This is a genomic window from Chitinivorax sp. PXF-14, from assembly GCF_040812015.1.
Taxonomy (GTDB): domain Bacteria; phylum Pseudomonadota; class Gammaproteobacteria; order Burkholderiales; family SCOH01; genus JBFNXJ01.
This window is the reverse complement of record NZ_JBFNXJ010000004.1, coordinates 234,551-252,321: the sequence shown is the minus strand read 5'-3', so window position 1 is coordinate 252,321 and position 17,771 is coordinate 234,551. Positions and strand designations below refer to the sequence as shown.

18 protein-coding genes are annotated in these 17,771 nt (G+C 62.0%); all 18 read right to left on the bottom strand.

The window, feature by feature from the left end; translation table 11 throughout:
* Window positions 1–231: 231 nt before the first annotated feature.
* Window positions 232–1,692, bottom strand: a complete 1,461-nt coding sequence (locus ABWL39_RS07565; RefSeq protein WP_367788653.1) for an HDOD domain-containing protein — start codon at window positions 1,690–1,692, stop codon at window positions 232–234.
* A 2-nt stretch (window positions 1,693–1,694) separates the two neighbouring features.
* Window positions 1,695–2,480 (bottom strand): class I SAM-dependent methyltransferase, encoded by a 786-nt coding sequence (locus tag ABWL39_RS07560; RefSeq protein WP_367788651.1) that lies wholly within the window; start codon window positions 2,478–2,480, stop codon window positions 1,695–1,697.
* Window positions 2,464–3,423 (bottom strand): flagellar motor protein MotB, encoded by a 960-nt coding sequence (gene motB / locus ABWL39_RS07555; protein WP_367788649.1) that lies wholly within the window; start codon window positions 3,421–3,423, stop codon window positions 2,464–2,466. Before motB ends, ABWL39_RS07560 begins: the two co-directional genes overlap by 17 nt.
* A gap of 42 nt (window positions 3,424–3,465) precedes the next feature.
* Window positions 3,466–4,326, bottom strand: coding sequence for a flagellar motor stator protein MotA (gene motA, locus ABWL39_RS07550; RefSeq protein ID WP_367788647.1), 861 nt, complete (start codon window positions 4,324–4,326; stop codon window positions 3,466–3,468).
* A 129-nt stretch (window positions 4,327–4,455) separates the two neighbouring features.
* Window positions 4,456–5,040: a ribonuclease HII gene (rnhB, locus tag ABWL39_RS07545; protein ID WP_367788645.1), complete on the bottom strand. Its 585-nt coding sequence runs from the start codon at window positions 5,038–5,040 to the stop codon at window positions 4,456–4,458.
* Between the two features lie 2 nt (window positions 5,041–5,042).
* Window positions 5,043–6,221: a lipid-A-disaccharide synthase gene (gene lpxB / locus ABWL39_RS07540; protein WP_367788643.1), complete on the bottom strand. Its 1,179-nt coding sequence runs from the start codon at window positions 6,219–6,221 to the stop codon at window positions 5,043–5,045.
* Window positions 6,222–7,001 (bottom strand): acyl-ACP--UDP-N-acetylglucosamine O-acyltransferase, encoded by a 780-nt coding sequence (gene lpxA, locus ABWL39_RS07535; RefSeq protein ID WP_367788641.1) that lies wholly within the window; start codon window positions 6,999–7,001, stop codon window positions 6,222–6,224. It lies immediately after the preceding gene.
* Window positions 7,001–7,438 (bottom strand): 3-hydroxyacyl-ACP dehydratase FabZ, encoded by a 438-nt coding sequence (gene fabZ / locus ABWL39_RS07530; RefSeq protein WP_367788734.1) that lies wholly within the window; start codon window positions 7,436–7,438, stop codon window positions 7,001–7,003. Before fabZ ends, lpxA begins: the two co-directional genes overlap by 1 nt.
* A gap of 11 nt (window positions 7,439–7,449) precedes the next feature.
* On the bottom strand, window positions 7,450–8,481 hold the full coding sequence (gene lpxD, locus ABWL39_RS07525) for a UDP-3-O-(3-hydroxymyristoyl)glucosamine N-acyltransferase (protein WP_367788640.1): 1,032 nt from the start codon (window positions 8,479–8,481) through the stop codon (window positions 7,450–7,452).
* 89 nt (window positions 8,482–8,570) lie between these two features.
* Window positions 8,571–9,026, bottom strand: coding sequence for an OmpH family outer membrane protein (locus tag ABWL39_RS07520; RefSeq protein ID WP_367788732.1), 456 nt, complete (start codon window positions 9,024–9,026; stop codon window positions 8,571–8,573).
* Between the two features lie 62 nt (window positions 9,027–9,088).
* The gene (bamA, locus tag ABWL39_RS07515) at window positions 9,089–11,365 is read right to left on the bottom strand and encodes an outer membrane protein assembly factor BamA (protein WP_367788638.1); all 2,277 of its coding nucleotides are present in this window, start codon (window positions 11,363–11,365) and stop codon (window positions 9,089–9,091) included.
* Window positions 11,366–11,372: 7 nt separating this feature from the next.
* A complete protein-coding gene (gene rseP, locus ABWL39_RS07510) occupies window positions 11,373–12,731 on the bottom strand; it encodes an RIP metalloprotease RseP (protein WP_367788636.1) in 1,359 nt (452 codons plus the stop codon).
* A 61-nt stretch (window positions 12,732–12,792) separates the two neighbouring features.
* Window positions 12,793–13,980, bottom strand: a complete 1,188-nt coding sequence (gene ispC / locus ABWL39_RS07505) for a 1-deoxy-D-xylulose-5-phosphate reductoisomerase (protein ID WP_367788634.1) — start codon at window positions 13,978–13,980, stop codon at window positions 12,793–12,795.
* An 18-nt stretch (window positions 13,981–13,998) separates the two neighbouring features.
* Complete coding sequence (locus tag ABWL39_RS07500; protein WP_367788632.1) at window positions 13,999–14,808, bottom strand: phosphatidate cytidylyltransferase; 810 nt, start codon at window positions 14,806–14,808, stop codon at window positions 13,999–14,001.
* Window positions 14,801–15,553, bottom strand: a complete 753-nt coding sequence (locus tag ABWL39_RS07495) for an isoprenyl transferase (RefSeq protein WP_367788630.1) — start codon at window positions 15,551–15,553, stop codon at window positions 14,801–14,803. The genes ABWL39_RS07500 and ABWL39_RS07495 overlap by 8 nt, the downstream gene beginning before the upstream one ends.
* Window positions 15,554–15,556: 3 nt before the next feature.
* Window positions 15,557–16,114 (bottom strand): ribosome recycling factor, encoded by a 558-nt coding sequence (gene frr / locus ABWL39_RS07490; protein ID WP_367788628.1) that lies wholly within the window; start codon window positions 16,112–16,114, stop codon window positions 15,557–15,559.
* A gap of 34 nt (window positions 16,115–16,148) precedes the next feature.
* A complete protein-coding gene (gene pyrH / locus ABWL39_RS07485) occupies window positions 16,149–16,868 on the bottom strand; it encodes a UMP kinase (protein ID WP_367788625.1) in 720 nt (239 codons plus the stop codon).
* 3 nt (window positions 16,869–16,871) lie between these two features.
* Entirely contained in the window at window positions 16,872–17,744 is an 873-nt protein-coding gene (tsf, locus tag ABWL39_RS07480; protein ID WP_367788623.1) for a translation elongation factor Ts, read from the bottom strand.
* Between the last annotated feature and the right edge of the window lie 27 nt (window positions 17,745–17,771).

Below are 17,771 nucleotides of genomic sequence, written 5' to 3'. Positions count from 1 at the left end.
AGGTCGATAGCCCGTTCTATGCCGGGTCATGTGCTGCAGTCCTGCTAGCGGCCACACATTAGAGTTATAGCTCCATTTTGTCAAATTCGGTTTGACTGACTGACAATATATTTTCTTAAAACAGGCAATGTCACCCGCTTTGCCGTGGTGGCGGATGATGATGCCGGCGAAATAGGCGGGGAGAATGGCGATGAACCAGAGGCGGTAGTCCGCCTCGCGGCTGCGGGATGCTCAGGGAAGCGGCGTCTTGCCGGCCAGGTGTGCAAGGCCTTGTGCGGCGAGCAGGGCAAGCTGCTTGAACGCCTGGTAGCTCACCTCGTCGAGGCGATTGCTGCCCGGGCGGCGGTCGGCATAGAGCAGGCCGACGGGCTTGTCGTTGACGAAGAGCGACATGGAGAAGAAATCGCCGTCGCCGATGCAGGCGCGCATCCCCGGCGGCAGCATGGGCTCGATCTGGGCGCGATTGTGCTCGGTCAGCCAGACACCGGCCGTCTTCTGCATCAGGCGCGTCAACAGGTGCGGCGTATCGAGCGCAAAACCGAAATGGGCCAACGGCTCGGTTGCCGCCGCGCCGATCAGGTAGCGCGCCTTGAGCCGGCGCTGGCCGTCGGCCATCAGGGCGAAAACGATGCGGTCGAGGCCAATGCCTTCATGCATGCCGCGAATCACCAGCCCCATCATCTCGTTGAAGGTCAGTGTGCCATCGAGGTGGGCACGGATGCGCGCCACCACTTCGGTATAGATCTGCTGCGAGGGCTGGCGCGGCGCGGGTGGCTCGGCAACGGGCGCTGCGGGGCGCGCCCATGCGCCCGGCAGCATCGGCAACCAGCTCGCCGCGGTCGGCGTGGTCGGGTAAGGCCAGACACGAGCCAGCGCCAATGCCACACGCTCGGCCCTGGCCAGCACGGCCTCGGGCTCAATGCGCAAAAAACCGGCCAGCTGCTGCAAGGCATCGGGCAGCTCTGCGTGATGCCAGCCGGTTTCCAGCATGGATGTCAGCCTGCACACGGCCTGCAGGGTGCTGGCACGCGGGTTGCCGACCTGCCCCGGGTCGAGCAGTTCGCCGATCAGGCCCGGCATGTGCCAGCGTTGCAATAGTGCCGACTGCAACTCCGCGAGCGTGCAACCGAGCCGTTTGTGCTGATGCTCGCCATCGTCCAGGCGTGGCAAGAACCACGGCAGCCATTCCGCATGCGAGGCGGGTTCATGCAGGGCCAGCAGGCACGCAGCCAGGTTATGCAACAGCGCGCTGACCTCGACCTCTTCCGGCTTGACGTCGAGCCGTGCGGCAGAGCAGTCGAAGGCCAGCTCAGCCGCCAGTCTGGCCCGCGCGACCAGCTGGGTGACCACGGCCAGGCCGGGGCTACCCGGCGCGTAGCGGGCTTCGACGGTCGGCAAATGACCAAACTGCTCGATAAAGCGCCGTGTCCCCATCAGCGCGACGGCTGCCTCAAGGCTAAGCACATCGGAAGCGGTCGAACTCCGGCTGCGATTGTTCACAAAGCGCAGCAGGTGGGCACAGAGGAAAGGATCCGTCGCGGCCACCTTGGCCAGCTGGGACGGCGAGATCCGGTCGAGATCCTCGGCCAGCGCGGCGATACGCGCGACCGAGCCGGCCAGCACGGGCATCGGCCGCGTGTGCCAGCGGGCAAGCCAGGCGTCAGGGGTACGGACGGATACGTCGATGGACATGTTCAGCGATACCAGATCAGGAGCCGCGAGCCGTGCCAGTCATGGGTGTCGATGACCTGATCCGGCTCCACGCCAGGCACGGCAAAGCTGTTGCTGATGAAAATCGAGCCCGGACGCATTTCCGCGCAGACCTTGCGCCAGACATCGGCCATCGGGGCCGGCGACAAGTAGGCGTAAACCACGTCGAAATCTCCCCAGTTCAGCGTATACAGGTTCTGCCGCGCCACGCGCGCGCCGGAGCGGGCCAGCGTCAGGCGCAGCCTGGCACACAGCCATGGAAGCCAGGCGCGTTCGACCCCGTGGCAATCCAGATCCGGCCGGGCATGGCTCAGCGCCGCCAGCACGCTCCCCACGCCGGCTCCGGCATCAAGCACGCGCAAGCCGGGGCGTTGGGGCAGCAGCGTCAACAGGGCAGTGCAATCCTTGCGGCTCGACAGGAACAGCGGCACGCGGCTCGCCACGCCCCCGCCGTAGACCAGCAGCAGCAGCAAAAAAACACCAGCCGCCAGCATGGGCGAGAATCCGCCAAGTAGGCCGGCGAGCAGCAGCGGCCAGAAACCAAGTTGGATGAGCCACCACCACCAGGGCAGGCCAAGCGACAGGCTCAGCCCGCCGGCCACGGCGCCCTGCCCCCAGGCCAGCACCCAGATACCAGGCGCATTGCCCTCGGCAGCCAGTACCAGGCACAGCGCGATGCTCAGCGGCGCCGACAGGAGCTGGATGGCCAGCGCCTGTACGGACACCGGCCAGGAAGCCCAGCCGGGCAAGGGCTTAATGCTTGCCCTCACTGGCCGGCTTTTCCTTGGAGGCAGATGCGGCAGTCTTGCCGTCCGCCTTGGCGCTTTCGACGAGATCCTTGGCATCGACCACAGCCTGCCCCCCCTCGCGCATGATGTTCTGCTCGGTTTCCTGGTTCAGCACGGTAATGCTGATGCGCCGGTTGATCGGGTTTTGCGGGTTGGCCGAGTCAAACGGTGTGGCAGAGGCCAGGCCGACGACGCGAATCATCTTGTTCTCGGCGATCCCCCCGGCGATCAGCTCGCGCCGCGAGGCATTGCCGCGGTCTGCCGACAACTCCCAGTTGCTGTAGCCGCGCTCGCCCCCCGAGAACGGCGTGGAGTCGGTATGGCCGGCAATGCTGATGCGGTTGGGCACCTCGTTCAGCAGGCTGCCGATCTCGCGCAGGATCACCCGCGTATAGGGCTTGAGCTCGGCCGAGCCCGAGTCGAACATCGGCCGGTTCTGTTCATCGACAATCTGAATGCGCAGCCCCTCGGCCGTCATGTCGATCAGCAATTGTTTCTTGAACTGCTTGAGCGTCTCGGATTTGTCGACCAGCTTTTCGACACGCTGCTTGAGATCCTGCAGCATCTGCATCTCGCGCTGCGCGCGGTCGACGTTCTGGTTCAGCGCCTTGTGCGTCAGCGTGTCGCCGCGCTTCACCTGGCCCGAGGTGCGGCTCAGATCCTGCCCACCGCCAGGCACCAGGCTGGTGGCATCGCCAGAGCCCGAGCCGCCCAGCATCGCGACCTTGAGCGGGCTCTTGAAGTAGTCGGCAATGCCCTTGAGATCGCCCTTGGAGGTGGAGCCCAGCAGCCACATCAGCAGGAAGAACGCCATCATCGCCGTCACGAAGTCGGCGTAGGCGATCTTCCAGGCGCCGCCATGGTGGCCGCCACCGCCCTTCTTGATCTTCTTGACGATGATCGGCCGTTGCGAATCGTCACTCATGGCTCAGCTCCCGCCAGGTGGGCAAGGTGGGGATGAGATGCATCACTTGCCTTTGGTGCTCTTGACGTGGTCTTCGAGCTCCTTGAAGCCCGGGCGGTCCATCGCATCCATCGCCTTGCGGCCGAATTCGACGGCCACCTGCGGCGCATAGCCATTGAGGCTGGCGAGCAGGATGGTCTTGATGGTTTGATAGACACGGGTGGACTCATTCGCCTTGATTTCGAGCACCTTGGCCAGGGGGCCGACGAAACCATAGGCGAGCAAAATACCGAGGAAGGTTCCCACCAGCGCGTGCGCAATCAGGATACCGAGCTCGGCAGGCGGCAGGCCCACGTTTTCCATCGTGTGCACCACCCCCATCACCGCCGCGACGATACCGAAAGCCGGCAAGCCATCCGCCAGGGTGGTGACGGCATGCGAGGGTTCGAGTTCTTCGTGGTGATGCCCTTCGATTTCGATATCCATCAGGTTCTCGATCTCGAAGGCGTTGAGGTTGCCGCCGACCATCAGGCGCAGGTAATCGGCGACGAACTCGACCACGTGGTGGTCGTGCAGCACGCTCGGATACTTGGAAAACAAGGGGCTGGCTTCCGGGTTCTCGACGTCGGCCTCGACCGACATCAACCCTTCCTTGCGGACCTTGGAGAGAATCTCGAAATGCAAGGCGAACAGGTCCATATAGAACGCCTTGTTATACGGAGAGCCCTTGAATATCTTGGGCAGGGCCTTCAACGTCAGCTTCAGCGGCTTGCCGCCATAGGCGACGACAAACGCGCCGAGCGCGCCACCGAAGATCATCACGACTTCGAGCGGCTGCCACAATCCGGCCAGGTGGCCGCCAGCCATGGCATAGCCACCGAAGATCATCGCGCAGGCGATGACATAACCAATAATCACGAACATGCTGAATCGCTCCCTAGGGCCATTGCCTTACCGTTGCCCGGTCGGCGGCTCCGCTTCAGCTTTTATAATTAAACCATGCACCCTGCCAAGTCCAGCACTGGCGCCACTTGCGGATTAGATTATCCTGATTCAGCCAAACAGGCTAGCTTGCGCCTGGGCCAGCAGCGCCTTGACAGGACCAAAGCTACGGCGATGGATGGGGCTAACCCCGTGGGCCTGCAAGGCAGCCAGATGATCGGCCGTGGGGTAACCCTTGTGCCGGTCGAAACCATATTGCGGATAACGGCCGTGCATCTCGATCATCTCGGCGTCACGCGCGGTCTTGGCAAGAATCGATGCGGCGGAGATTTCCGCCACCAAGGCATCGCCCTTGACGATGGCACGCGAGGGATAGTGCCATTTCGGCAGCCGGTTGCCATCCACCAGCACCTCGCCAGGCGCCACACCGAGCTTGGCCACGGCACGGCTCATGGCGAGGAAGGTGGCTTGCAGGATATTGAGCCGGTCGATCTCATGCGGCTCGGCCAGCGCAATCGCCCAGGCCTGGGCCCGAGCCTTGATCTCGACACACAGGCGCTCGCGTTGCGCCTCGGATAACTTCTTGGAATCAGCCAGGCCGACGATGCCATGATCAGGGCCAAGAATCACCGCTGCGGCATACACCGCGCCAGCCAGCGGCCCTCGCCCGGCCTCGTCGACACCGCAGATCAACATGCTTACCGCCCGCCGCCCAGATAGCGGGAAATGGCATCGGCCGCGCGCTGCGCGGAATTCTGCCTGAGCTGCAGATGAATATCGGTAAAGCGCGAGACCAGGCGATCCGATAGGCGCCGGTTGTCGACGATATTGATCAGCGTACGCGCCAGATTTTCCGGCGTGGCATCACCCTGCAGGATTTCGGGCACGACAAATTCACCCGCCAGCACATTGGGCAGGCCGATGTACGGAAGGTATTTGCGGTTCCACATCAACTTGTAGGTCAACGGCGACACCTTGTAGGCGATCACCATGGGCCGCTTCATCAACGCGGTTTCCAACGTCGCCGTCCCCGACGCGACCAGCACGGCATCGGCGGCCACCATGGCGTCGCGCGCATGGCCAAACATGATGCGTAATGGCAGCTCCTGCGCATTGCGCTTGTACAGCATCGTTTCGAACATATCCCGCGTCTGCCGGCTCACCAGCGGGACCAGGAACTGCGCCTGCGGCATCTGTTCGGCAAGCAGCTTGGCTGTTTCGATATAGGTCTCCGCGAGCGCCGCCACCTCGCTCTGCCGGCTGCCCGGCAGCAAGGCAAAAACGGTAGCGTCCTGCGCGATCTCGAGCTGCTCGCGCATGGCTTCACGATCGGGCACCAGCGGAAAGCTGTCGGCCAGCGGATGGCCGACATAGGTCACCGGGATGCCTTCTGCTTCGTACAGAGCGGGTTCCATCGGGAACAGCGCCAGCATGTGCGATACGCAGTGCTTGATCTTCTTGATGCGCTCGCCACGCCAGGCCCAGATCGACGGGCTGACGTAGTGGATGGTGGTGATGCCGGCCGACTTGAGGTCGCGCTCCAGCCCCAGGTTGAAATCGGGCGCGTCGACACCGATGAACACATGGGGCCGCTCCGCCAGCAGCCTAGCCTTCAGTTCCCGACGCATGCGCAGGATGGGCCGCAGGTTACGCAACACCTCGACATACCCGTTGACCGCCAGCGTCTCCATTGGATAGATGCTGTTCATGCCTTCCGACTGCATCTTGGGGCCACCGATGCCGGCAAACTCGGCATTCGGAAAGCGCGCCTTGAGCGCACGGATCAGATGCGAACCAAGCAGATCGCCGGACGCCTCGCCGGCAACCAGCGCAATCTTGATGGCGGCATGGGGTGAAAACAGGGTATCGCGCGTCATCTAGCGAATGATGCCCCGCTCGGACTGGGCGATAAAATCAACCAGCAACTGGACTGCAGGCTCGGTCTGCGCCATTTGCGCAAGCTGAGCCTTGGCCTCGTCGAGCGACAGGCCCTGGCGATACAGCGCCTTGTAGGCACGCTTGATCGCCATGATGGTGTCGGACGAGAACCCGCGTCGCTTCAGCCCTTCGGAGTTGATGCCGTTGGGCGCGGCACGGTTGCCCGCCGCCGTCACATAAGGCGGGATGTCTTGCGTGACAGCCGCCGTGAAGGCCGTCATCGCATGCGCGCCGATCTTGCAGAACTGGTGTACGGAAGTGAAGCCACCAAGAAACACCCAGTCACCAAGATGCACATGGCCGGCCAGGGTCGTGTTGTTGGCGAGGATGATCTGGTCGCCGAGCTGGCAGTCATGCGCGACGTGCACATAGGCCATGATCCAGTTGTCGGAGCCCACGCGGGTCACGCCGGCATCCTGGATCGTGCCGAGGTTGAAGGTGCAGAACTCGCGAATGGTGTTGCGATCGCCGATCTCGAGCCGGGTCGGCTCGCCTGCATATTTCTTGTCCTGCGGCGCCGCGCCGAGCGAGGCGAACTGGAAGATGCGGTTGTCGCGACCGATGCGGGTATGCCCCTCGATCACGACATGGGGGCCGATCTCGGTGCCCGCGCCGATCTCGACGTGTTCGCCGATGACGCTATAGGCACCGACCTTCACATCGTCGGCGAGCTTCGCACCAGGTGCCACGAGGGCGGTGGGGTGGATCAGCGTCGTCATCAGCAGGTTTCCCGTCCGGCCACCATGATCTCGGCCTCGGCGGCCAGCTCCTCGCCGACCTTGGCCTTGGCCGCGAATTTCCAGATACCGCGCGCCTGGCGCAGCAACTCGACCTCCAGCGTCAGCTGGTCACCTGCCGATACCGGCCGCTTGAAGCGCGCCGCATCGATGCCGGCAAAGTAGTAGATCGTATTGCGTTGGCGCTCCTGCCCGACCGTCTGGTAGGCCAGGAGGCCGGCAGCCTGGGCGAGCGCCTCGATGATCAGCACGCCGGGCATGACGGGCAATTCGGGAAAGTGGCCGGTGAAGAACGGCTCGTTGATGGTGACATTCTTGATCGCCACCACGCGCTTGCCCGCCTCGCACTCGAGTACCCGATCCACCAACAGGAACGGGTAACGGTGAGGCAGGGCCTTCATGATTTCATTGATGTCCATGCTGCTCATTGCTATTCCTTTTTGTCGTTCAGCAGGCGCTCAAGCTGTTTGACACGCTTCGCCAGCGCATCCAGATGGCGGATATGGGCGGCGTTCTTGAGCCAGTCGTCACGTTCCGCCAGAGGATAGTTGCCGGCATAGGCACCGGGCTTGGTGATGGACTTGCTGACCAGCGCGCCGCCGGCGATGTGCACCTTGTCGCACACCTCGATGTGGCCGACGAACATCGCCGCGCCCCCCACCGTGCAGTAGGCACCGATCTTGGTCGAGCCGGCAATGCCGACACAACCGGCGATCGCCGTGTGCTTGCCGATCACGCAGTTGTGCGCGATCTGGATCTGGTTGTCGAGCTTGGCACCGTCCTCGATGATGGTATCGGCCATGGCGCCACGATCGATAGTGGTGTTTGCCCCAACCTCGACATCGTTGCCGATCACGACACGGCCGATCTGCGGGATCTTGAACCAGTCCTGGCCGGCCCAGGCCAGGCCGAACCCATCTGCGCCGATCACCGCGCCACTGTGGATCGTGCAGCGTTCGCCGATCTCGCAGCCATGGTAGATCGTGGCATTGGGATAGATGCGTGTCCCGGCACCCAGCCTGACGCCGTCACCGATCACGGCGCCCGGATAGACCTGCACCCAGTCACCGATCTCCGCCCTCTCGCCCACCACTGCATTCGGCCCGATCGACACGTCGGCACCGAGCCGGGCCGAGGCCGCAACAGTGGCCGACGGATGCACGCCGGGTGGCTGGGTCCTGGCCGGATTCAGCAGGGTCGAGACACGGGCGAAATAAAGGTAGGGATCCTTGGCCACGATACGCGGCAAGGCCGTGTCGTCCCGAGCGGATTCGGGCACGATGACGGCACCGGCAGCGGTCGCCTGGAGCTGGGCGCGATACTTGGGATTGGCCAGGAAGGCAATCGCATCGGCATGGGCATGATCAAGCGGGGCGACGCGCGACACGGCGACATCGCTGCCCAGCAGTTCTCCACCGAATTGGGCGACCAGCTCACTCAGGCGAACGGTTGTTGGCTGCATCTGGCTACTTCCACAGAAAGCCACGCCGGCAAATGCCGGCGTCGGGATGGATTATGTCACGCGGCCTCTACACAACCGCGGGTCATCTCTTACTTGTCGGTCAACGATTTCAACACTTTGTCGGTGATGTCGATGCGTGGGCTGACGTAGACCGCCTCTTGCAGGATCAGGTCAAACTTGTCGGTTTCCGCGATCTGCTGGATCACGCGATTGGCGCGCTCCTGGATCGCGGCCATTTCCTGGCTGGTGCGCATGTTCTGGTCTTCGCGGAACTCGCGCTGCTTGCGCTGAAAATCGCGATTGAGGTTTTCCAGATCGCGCTCCTTGTTGCGGCGATCCGATTCCTTCATGGTCAGGCCGTCCTTATCGAGCGAGGCCTGCAGATCACGGACCTGTTTGGCCATATTCTGCAAATCCTGCACGCGCGGAGCAAACTCCTTTTCCAGTTGCTTCTGTGCACGCTGCGCCGGCGCAGCTTCGCGGAAGACGCGCTCCGTGTTGACGAAACCGATCTTGGTATCGGCAACTGCGTGACCAATGGCCATGCTGGCAAAGAGGCCCACGAGCAAGGCGCTTTTCTTCAATTTTATTCTCCCAAAACGAGTCATCAGAATAGGGTTCCAAGCTGGAACTGGAAGCGCTCAACCTTATCATTATCCTTGGGATTGAACGGCTTCGCCACACTGAACTTCAACGGGCCAACCGGCGATACCCAGGTCAGGCCGAAGCCAGCCGAATAACGCAGGTCGCCAAACGACATCTTGTCGCCCGAACCCCATACCGAGCCGGCATCGCCAAACACGCTCAGGCGCGCGGATTTGTCGCCCTTGAGGCCAGGAATCGGGAACAGCAGCTCAGCGTTGGCAACGACCTTGCGGTTACCGCCGAGCGCGTCACCATTGCTGTCCTTCAGGCCCAGCGTGCCGGTGCCGTAGCCACGCACCGAGCCGATACCGCCGGCGTACAGGTTCTTGAAGAACGGCAGCGGACGGCCACCGTAGCCGTTGGCATAACCTGCCTCGGCATTGAGCATGAAGGTAAACGTCTTGCTCAGCGGGTAGAACCACTGGTTTTGCGCCGACAAGGTGTAATAGCGCAGGTCACCGCCGGGCAGCGCCACCAGCGATTCCACGCGGCGCAAGGCGCCACGCGTCGGATACAGGGCACTATCGCGGCCGTCGCGCACCCAGCTTGCCGTGGCGGGCAGCGTGGTATAGCGGCTGCCGAACGCGGAGACGAAATCGATGTAATTCTGCGGCGCGCCGGTCAGCAGCGTGATCTCGCTGCGGTCGATACCGAGGCTGAAGTTGACGGTATCGAACTCGCTGATCGGCAAGCCCACCCGCATCGAGCTGCCGACGCCTGCCGTGTTGTACTGACCGAGCGACAGCTGGGTCGGGTCGACCTTGCGATAGTAAAGGTCGAAACCACGGCTGACACCATCCGGGGTGTAGTACGGATCGCTATAGGAAATCGAGTACAGCTTGCTCGACTTGCTGGTATTGAGGCCCAGCGCCAGATACTTACCGCTGCCGAAGATATTCGACTGCGAAATCGACGCCTGGAAGCTGATGCCGGTGCCGCGCGCATAACCGATACCGGCCATGACGTTGCCGGTCGGCTTCTCCTTCACGGACACGTTGACGTCGACCTGGTCGGGGCTATCCGGCACTTGCGGCGTCTCGACGTTGACATCCTCGAAATAGCCGAGCAGGTCAACACGCTCCTTCGAGCGGCGGATCTTCGAGGCGTTGTACCAGCCGCCCTCGATCTGGCGCATCTCGCGGCGTACCACCTCGTCGCGAGTCTTGGTATTGCCGGTGATGTTGATATTGCGCACGTAGACGCGGCGGCCCGGATCGATGAAGAAGGTGAACGCCACCGTCTGCTTGTCGCGATCGAGCTCCGGCACCGCATTGACGTTGGCAAAGGCGTAGCCGTCGTTGCCGAGCCGGTCGCTGATGCTCTGCGTGCTCTCGTTGACGAGCTCACGCGAGAAGACATCGCCTTCCTTGATGCGAATCAGCTTGCGGACTTCGTCTTCGGGCACCAGCAGCTCGCCGCCGACCTTGATGTCGGTGACGGTGTAGCGCTTGCCCTCGCTCAGGTTGACGGTGATGTAGATCTTCTTCTTGTCGGGGCTGATCGACACCACGGTCGAATCGACATTGAACTCGAGATAACCGCGGTTCAGGTAGAAGGAGCGCAGGGCTTCGAGGTCGGCCGACAGCTTCTGCTTGGAATACTGATCGTCCTTGGTGATCCACGAGAACCAGCCGCCCGTGGTCTGCGAGAACAGATCGAGCAGCTCGCCTTCCTTGAACGCCTGATTGCCGACGATGTTGATCTGGCTGATGGTCGCGACCGCACCTTCGGAAATATCGAAGTTGATCGCAACGCGATTGCGCTCGAGCGGCGTGACCGTCGCCTTGATATCGACAGAGTACTTGCCCTTGGCGTAGTACTGACGCTTCAGCTCCTGCGTGGCCTGATCGAGCAGCGCGCGGTCGAAGATCAGCGACTCGGCAAGGCCATTGTCCTTCAACGCCTTTTTCAGCTGATCCTTGTCGAAATCCTTGGAGCCATTGATATTGATCTGGAAGATCGTCGGGCGTTCGTCGACGGCGACGATCAGCACGCCATCCTCGGCTTCGAGCCGGACATCCTTGAAGAAGCCGGTAGCGTAGAGCGCCTTGACGGATGCGGCAGCCTTGTCGTCGTCGAGACGATCGCCGACTTTCACGGGGAGGTAATTGAAGACCGTGCCGGGCTCGGTGCGTTGCACGCCTTCTACCCGGATTTCCTTGATGACGAATGGTTCGAGTGCGTACGCGCTGCCCGCATACAGCGCGGCGACAGCCAGCGCGAGGTTTTTGATTTTCATAAAACGGCTAGCCCGCCAACAAGCGGTTGATATCGTTGTAAAAAGCTAGAAGCATGAGACAGAGCAACAGCGCCATGCCGATGTGTTGGCCCGCTTCAACGACGCGGTCCGGCATGGGCCGTCCCCTCACGAGTTCGGCGGTATAATACATCAAATGCCCGCCGTCCAATAAGGGAACGGGCAGCAAATTCAGCACACCCAGGCTGATACTGACCCAGGCAAGAAATTCAACGAAGGTATTCAGCCCCATGCGGGCGGCCTGCCCTGCATAGTCGGCGATGGTGACAGGGCCGCTCAGATTCTTGACCGACACATCCCCGGTCAGCATTTTCCAGAACATTCTCAGGCTCATCGCGACATTGTTGCCAGTCTTGCGCATGGCCTGGATAAAGGCATCGACAGGCCCGTAGCGGACATCTTCGAACAGAGCCTGGTAGGCAGCGCGATCAATCTCGGGTGCGACACCGATCTTGCCGATGACGACACCTTTTTCGCTCACCGCCTCGGGAATCAAGGACAGCGTCAGCTGCTGCTGACCACGTTGCACCGTGACCGCCAGTGGTGTAGCCGGGCTCTGCCGGATCACCTTCACGGCGTCTTCCCACTGATGGATGGGTTGGCTGCCGATGCTGATCAGCCTGTCGCCCTTGCGCAGCCCAGCCCTGGCCGCCTCACCCTTCGCATCGATCAACGCCAGCACCGGCTGGTGGCGCAACACCGACAGGCCGATCCCTTGCAGAACATCGCTATCGAGATCCGCCTTGCCAAGCCCGGCAAAGTCCAGGGTACGCCGCACCCGCTCGTGCGCGGCATTGCGCACCTCGAACACCACCTGGCGGCCTTCCACCGCCTGCTCCATGACAGCCAGGCGCACCTCCTGCCAGGTCGAGGTCGGCTCGCCGTTTACCGCCCGAATGGTATCGCCGGCGTGAAACCCGGCGCTGGCGGCGGGGCTGTTGAACGGCACATCACCCAGCACCGGCTTGACTTCGGGCACGCCGACCATGAACAGGGCCCAGAACAGCACCACGGCCAGCAACAGATTGGCGACCGGGCCGGCCACCACCACCAGCATACGCTTCAGCACCGACTGGCGATTGAAGGCACGGTGCAATTCGTGCGCCTCGACCGGCGCCTCGCGTTCGTCCAGCATCTTGACGTAGCCACCCAGCGGCAGCGCGGCAATCACCCACTCCGTCTGGTCGGCGCCACGGCGGGTCGACCAGAGCGGCTTGCCGAAGCCGATCGAGAAACGCAGCACCTTGATGCCGCAGCGTCGGGCAACCCAATAGTGGCCGAACTCGTGGAAGGTAATCAGAATCCCCAGCACCACCCCGAAGGCGAGCAGGGTTTGCAACAGTTGCATGAAGTAGCCCGAATTAGCGCGAACGCGTGTTGGGTCAGATTACGGCAGAATAGTTCACTGCTCAAGCAAGCCGAGCGATATGCAACTCTGCAGCGGCGCGCGCGGCGGCGTCGATCTGCAGCAATTCGTCGATGCCGGCCGCCTCGCGGCAGTCGGATGCAGCGAGAACCGATTCGACCAGAACAGGAATCTGATCGAAGCGCAGCCGCTGTTCGAGAAAGGCCGCCACAGCAATTTCATTGGCCGCATTGAGAATGGCCGATGCACTGCCGCCCTGCTTGAGTGCGTCGAAGGCAAGCCGCAGACAGGGGAAACGTTGCAGGTCGGGCCGTTCGAACTGCAGGATGGCGATCTTCGCCAGGTCCAGCGGCTCCACCCCAGCCGTGATGCGCTCGGGATAGGCTAAAGCATAGGCAATCGGCGTGCGCATGTCGGGGTTGCCCAGCTGGGCAATCACCGAGCCATCGATATACGACACCAGTGAGTGGATCACGCTCTGCGGGTGGATCACCACCTCAATGCGCTCAGCCGGTGCGTTGAACAGCCAGTGTGCCTCGATGACCTCGAGCCCCTTGTTCATCATGGAAGCCGAGTCGACCGATATCTTGCGCCCCATCACCCAGTTTGGGTGAGCGCAGGCCTGTTCAGGCGTGACGGCCGCCAACTGCGCCAGCGGCGTGGTACGAAACGGCCCGCCCGAGGCCGTCAGCAGGATACGCGACACACCGCCACGATCGAGGTCGCCGGCATAGCCGGACGGCATAGCCTGAAAGATTGCGTTGTGCTCGCTGTCGATCGGCAACAGCAGGGCCTTGTGCTCGTGCACGGCGTCCATGAACAGACGCCCGGCCATGACCAGGGTTTCCTTGTTGGCCAACAGCACCCGCTTGCCCGCACGGGCCGCCGCGAGCGTCGGCCGCATGCCCGCACTGCCGACAATGGCCGCCATGACGGCATCGACCTCGGGCAGCGACGCCACTCGTTCGAGTGCCTCGACGCCCGCCAACACCTCGGTCGGCAAGTCGTCTTCGCGCAGGGCAAGACGCAACCTCTCTGCCGCATCCGCGTCGAGCATGACGGCATAGCGCGGCCGAAACGCCCGGCACTGCTCGGCCATCCGTTCGACATAGGCATTGGCAGTCAATGCCAGTACCTGATAACGCTCGGGATGCCGCGCCACCACATCCAGCGTGTTGACGCCGATGGTGCCGGTGGAACCAAGAATGGTCAGACGTTGCGGACGAGACATGGCTTGAGGATATCCGGTTTACTGAGCCAGCTGCGCCAGCGTGAGCAGTGCGGCGCTGACCGGCAATACGGCCAGCTGGCTGTCGATGCGATCGAGGATACCGCCGTGCCCAGGCAGCAGATTGCTGCTGTCCTTGATGCCGATCTGGCGCTTGAACAGCGATTCGAGCAGATCACCCACGACCGACAAGCCAGTCAGCACCCACAGCGCGGGGAAAATCCACATTCCGCCGAATTGCGGCCCCAAGGGGGAACGCAGCAGCAGAAAACCGTAGGCCGTGATGCCGATATAGGCCCCGACCACGCCTTCCCAGCTCTTGCCGGGACTGATGGAGGGCGCCAGCTTGTGCTTGCCGAACGCACGTCCGGCAAAATAGGCCGCCGTATCGGCCACCCAGGCCACAGCAAGAATGGCAAGCAGGATCCACGGACCGTTTTCACGTTCATGCCACAGCACCATCGCCTGCCAGCTGCCCAGCAGCAGCAGCCAGCCGATCAGTGGGGCAAAGGCATGACCCGACAGGCGCCACTTACGATGCAGCCAGAGCGGGGCGACCACGGGCCAGAAGCCCAATGACAGCAGCGAAAGCGTCACACGTACCGGGTGCGGAACATCAGTCGCGATCAGCGCCAGGCCGAACAGCGCGGTGAGGCCGACATAAGCCCATTGCTTGCCGCCCTGCCAACCGCTGAGCCGTGTCCATTCCCAGCTGCCGATCACGCAGACGGCAAGTGCGAAGATCGCCCAACCGCTTCCTGACAGGAAGAACAAGGCGGCCAGCACGATGGGCAACAGCACCAGTGCCGTAATGATCCGGGTTTTAAGCATCGAGGAGTTGTTCGCTGGTACGGCCGAAACGGCGTTCGCGCGTCTGGTAGGAGGCAATCGCCTGCTTGAGCGCCTTGGCGTCGAAATCAGGCCACAGCGTATCGGTGAAATACAGTTCACTGTAGGCCAATTGCCACAGCAGGAAATTGCTGATGCGCTGCTCACCGCCGGTGCGGATGAACAGGTCGGGCTCGGGTGCGTATGACATGGCCAGGTAAGGGGCCAGATCGCCTTCTTCAAACCCTTGGACCAGCTCGGGGCGCGCCTTCAGCATGTGCTGCGTGGCCTGCAGGATATCCCAGCGGCCACCGTAGTCCGCCGCGATAGTCAGCGTCAGCCCGTTATTGGCGGCAGTCCGAGCCTGCGACTTTTCGATCATCTCGGCGATCTGCGGTTCGAAACGATCGAGACGCCCGACGATCTTGAGGCGGATGTTGTTGTCCGCCAGTTTGTTGACCTCACGCTCCATCGCACGCAGGAAAAGCTGCATCAGGAACGAGACTTCATCCTGCGGACGACGCCAGTTCTCGCTCGAGAAGGCAAACAGAGTGAGGTAGTCGACCCTCAGGTCGACGCAGGCCTGAACGATCTCGCGCACGGTTTCCAGGCCACGCTTGTGGCCGGCGACGCGGGGCATGAACCGTTTCTTGGCCCAGCGGCCATTCCCGTCCATGATGATCGCCACATGGCGCGGCACCTGGACAGCGTCGGGAATGGCAACGGTAGAACTGGAAAAGAGCGACACGGCTCAGACAGCCATCAGGTCTGCTTCTTTGGCCTGCAATGCCTTGTCGATTTCGGCAATGTACTTGTCGGTCAGCTTCTGCACATCGTCCTGGGCGCGACGTTCGTCGTCCTCGGAGATGGCCTTGTCCTTGACCGCCTTCTTCAGCTGATCGTTGGCGTCACGACGCACATTGCGTACTGCCACGCGAGCATTTTCGGCTTCGCCACGCACGACCTTGATCAGGTCCTTGCGGCGCTCTTCCGTCAGCGCGGGCATCGGCACACGCACCACGTCCCCCATCGAAGCGGGGTTCAGGCCCAGATCCGAATCACGAATCGCCTTTTCGATGGCGGCCGCCATCTTCTTCTCGAACGGCATGACGCCAATGGTCCGGGCATCCAGCAAGGACAGGCCAGCAACCTGATTGATCGGCGTCGGGTTGCCATAATAGTCGACCGTCACGTGGTCAAGGATACCGGTATGGGCGCGGCCAGTCCGCACCTTGGTGAGGTCGGTCTTGAGCGCTTCGAGCGAACGTTGCATTTTCTGTTCGGTAGTTTTCTTGACGTCGGCAATCATGCCCAGCTCCTTTGAGTCTTTTTACAACAACCGATCAGCAGTGCACCAGCGTGCCTTCGTCCTCGCCCAGCACGACGCGCTTGAGCCCGCCTGCCTTGAAGATGCTGAAGACGTTGATCGGCAGTTTCTGGTCACGGCACAGCGTCAGCGCAGTGGCGTCCATGACCTTCAAATTCTTGTGGATCGCTTCGTCGAAGGTGATCTTCTGGTAGCGAACCGCTTCGGGGTTCTTCTTCGGATCGTCGGTATACACGCCATCGACCTTGGTGGCCTTGAGCACGATATCAACGTTCATTTCCATGCCACGCAGCGCGGCCGCGGTGTCGGTGGTAAAGAACGGGTTACCGGTACCGGCGGCGAAGATCACCACCTTGTTCTCTTCCAGGTAACGCATCGCCTTGCCACGGATATAGGGCTCGGCCACCTGCTCGATCGTCAATGCCGACTGCACGCGGCTGACGACGTCGATGTGGCGGAAGGCATCCTGCAGCGCCAACGCGTTCATCACGGTAGCCAGCATACCCATGTAGTCGGCCGTGGCGCGGTCCATACCGGCCGCGCCAGGCGCGACGCCACGGAAAATATTTCCCCCGCCGATGACGACGGCCACCTGTACCCCGAGATCGACCACTTCCTTGACCTCGGAGACGATGCGCTCGATCGTCGCGCGATTGATGCCATAGCTGTCGTCGCCCATCAGGGCTTCGCCAGACAGTTTCACCAGGATTCGCTTGAAGACGGGGGATTTTTCCATGTTTTACACCTTAGCAGCAGCTGCAACTTCTGCAGCGAAATCGACAACTTTCTTCTCGATGCCTTCGCCCACGACGAACATCTGGAAGCGCTTGATGCTGGCCTTCTTGTCGGCGAGCAGCTTTTCGACGGTCACGTCGGGGTTCTTTACGAACGGCTGGCCGAGCAGGGTCACTTCCGCCAGATACTTGACGATACGGCCTTCGACCATCTTCTCGACGATGTTGGCCGGCTTGCCCGATTCAGCGGCTTGAGCGGCGTAGATGACGCGCTCTTTTTCCAGCAACTCGGCAGGCACTTCGTCCTTCGACACGCAAACCGGTTTGGATGCAGCGATGTGCATCGCGATGTCCTTGCCCAGTGCATCGTCGCCACCGGCGAGTTCGACCAGCACGCCGATCTTCGAACCGTGCAGGTAGACCGACAGGGCGTCAGGCGTTTCGTAGCGCACGAAACGACGCACGGAGATGTTTTCGCCGACCTTGGAGATCAGCGCCTTGCGCGCTTCTTCGACGGTTTGACCGGAAGCCAGCTTGACAGCCGACAGGGCTTCGACGTCAGCGGCGTTGCTTTCGGCAACGGCTTGAGCGACGGCCTTGGTGAAGGCGACGAAACCGTCATCCTTGCCAACGAAGTCGGTTTCGCAGTTGATTTCGACCAGCGCGCCAACCTTGCCAGCGATAAACTGGGCGATTGCACCTTCCGCAGCGGTACGGCCGGCAACCTTGCCTGCCTTGGCACCACTCTTGATGCGCAGCAGCTCTTCTGCCTTCTTGATATCGCCTTCAGCTTCGACCAGAGCCTTCTTGCACTCCATCATGCCGAGGCCAGTCGCCTCGCGCAGTTCCGCAACCATTTTTGCGCTAATTTCAGCCATTTGCTTACTCCTGGGATTTCGACAATT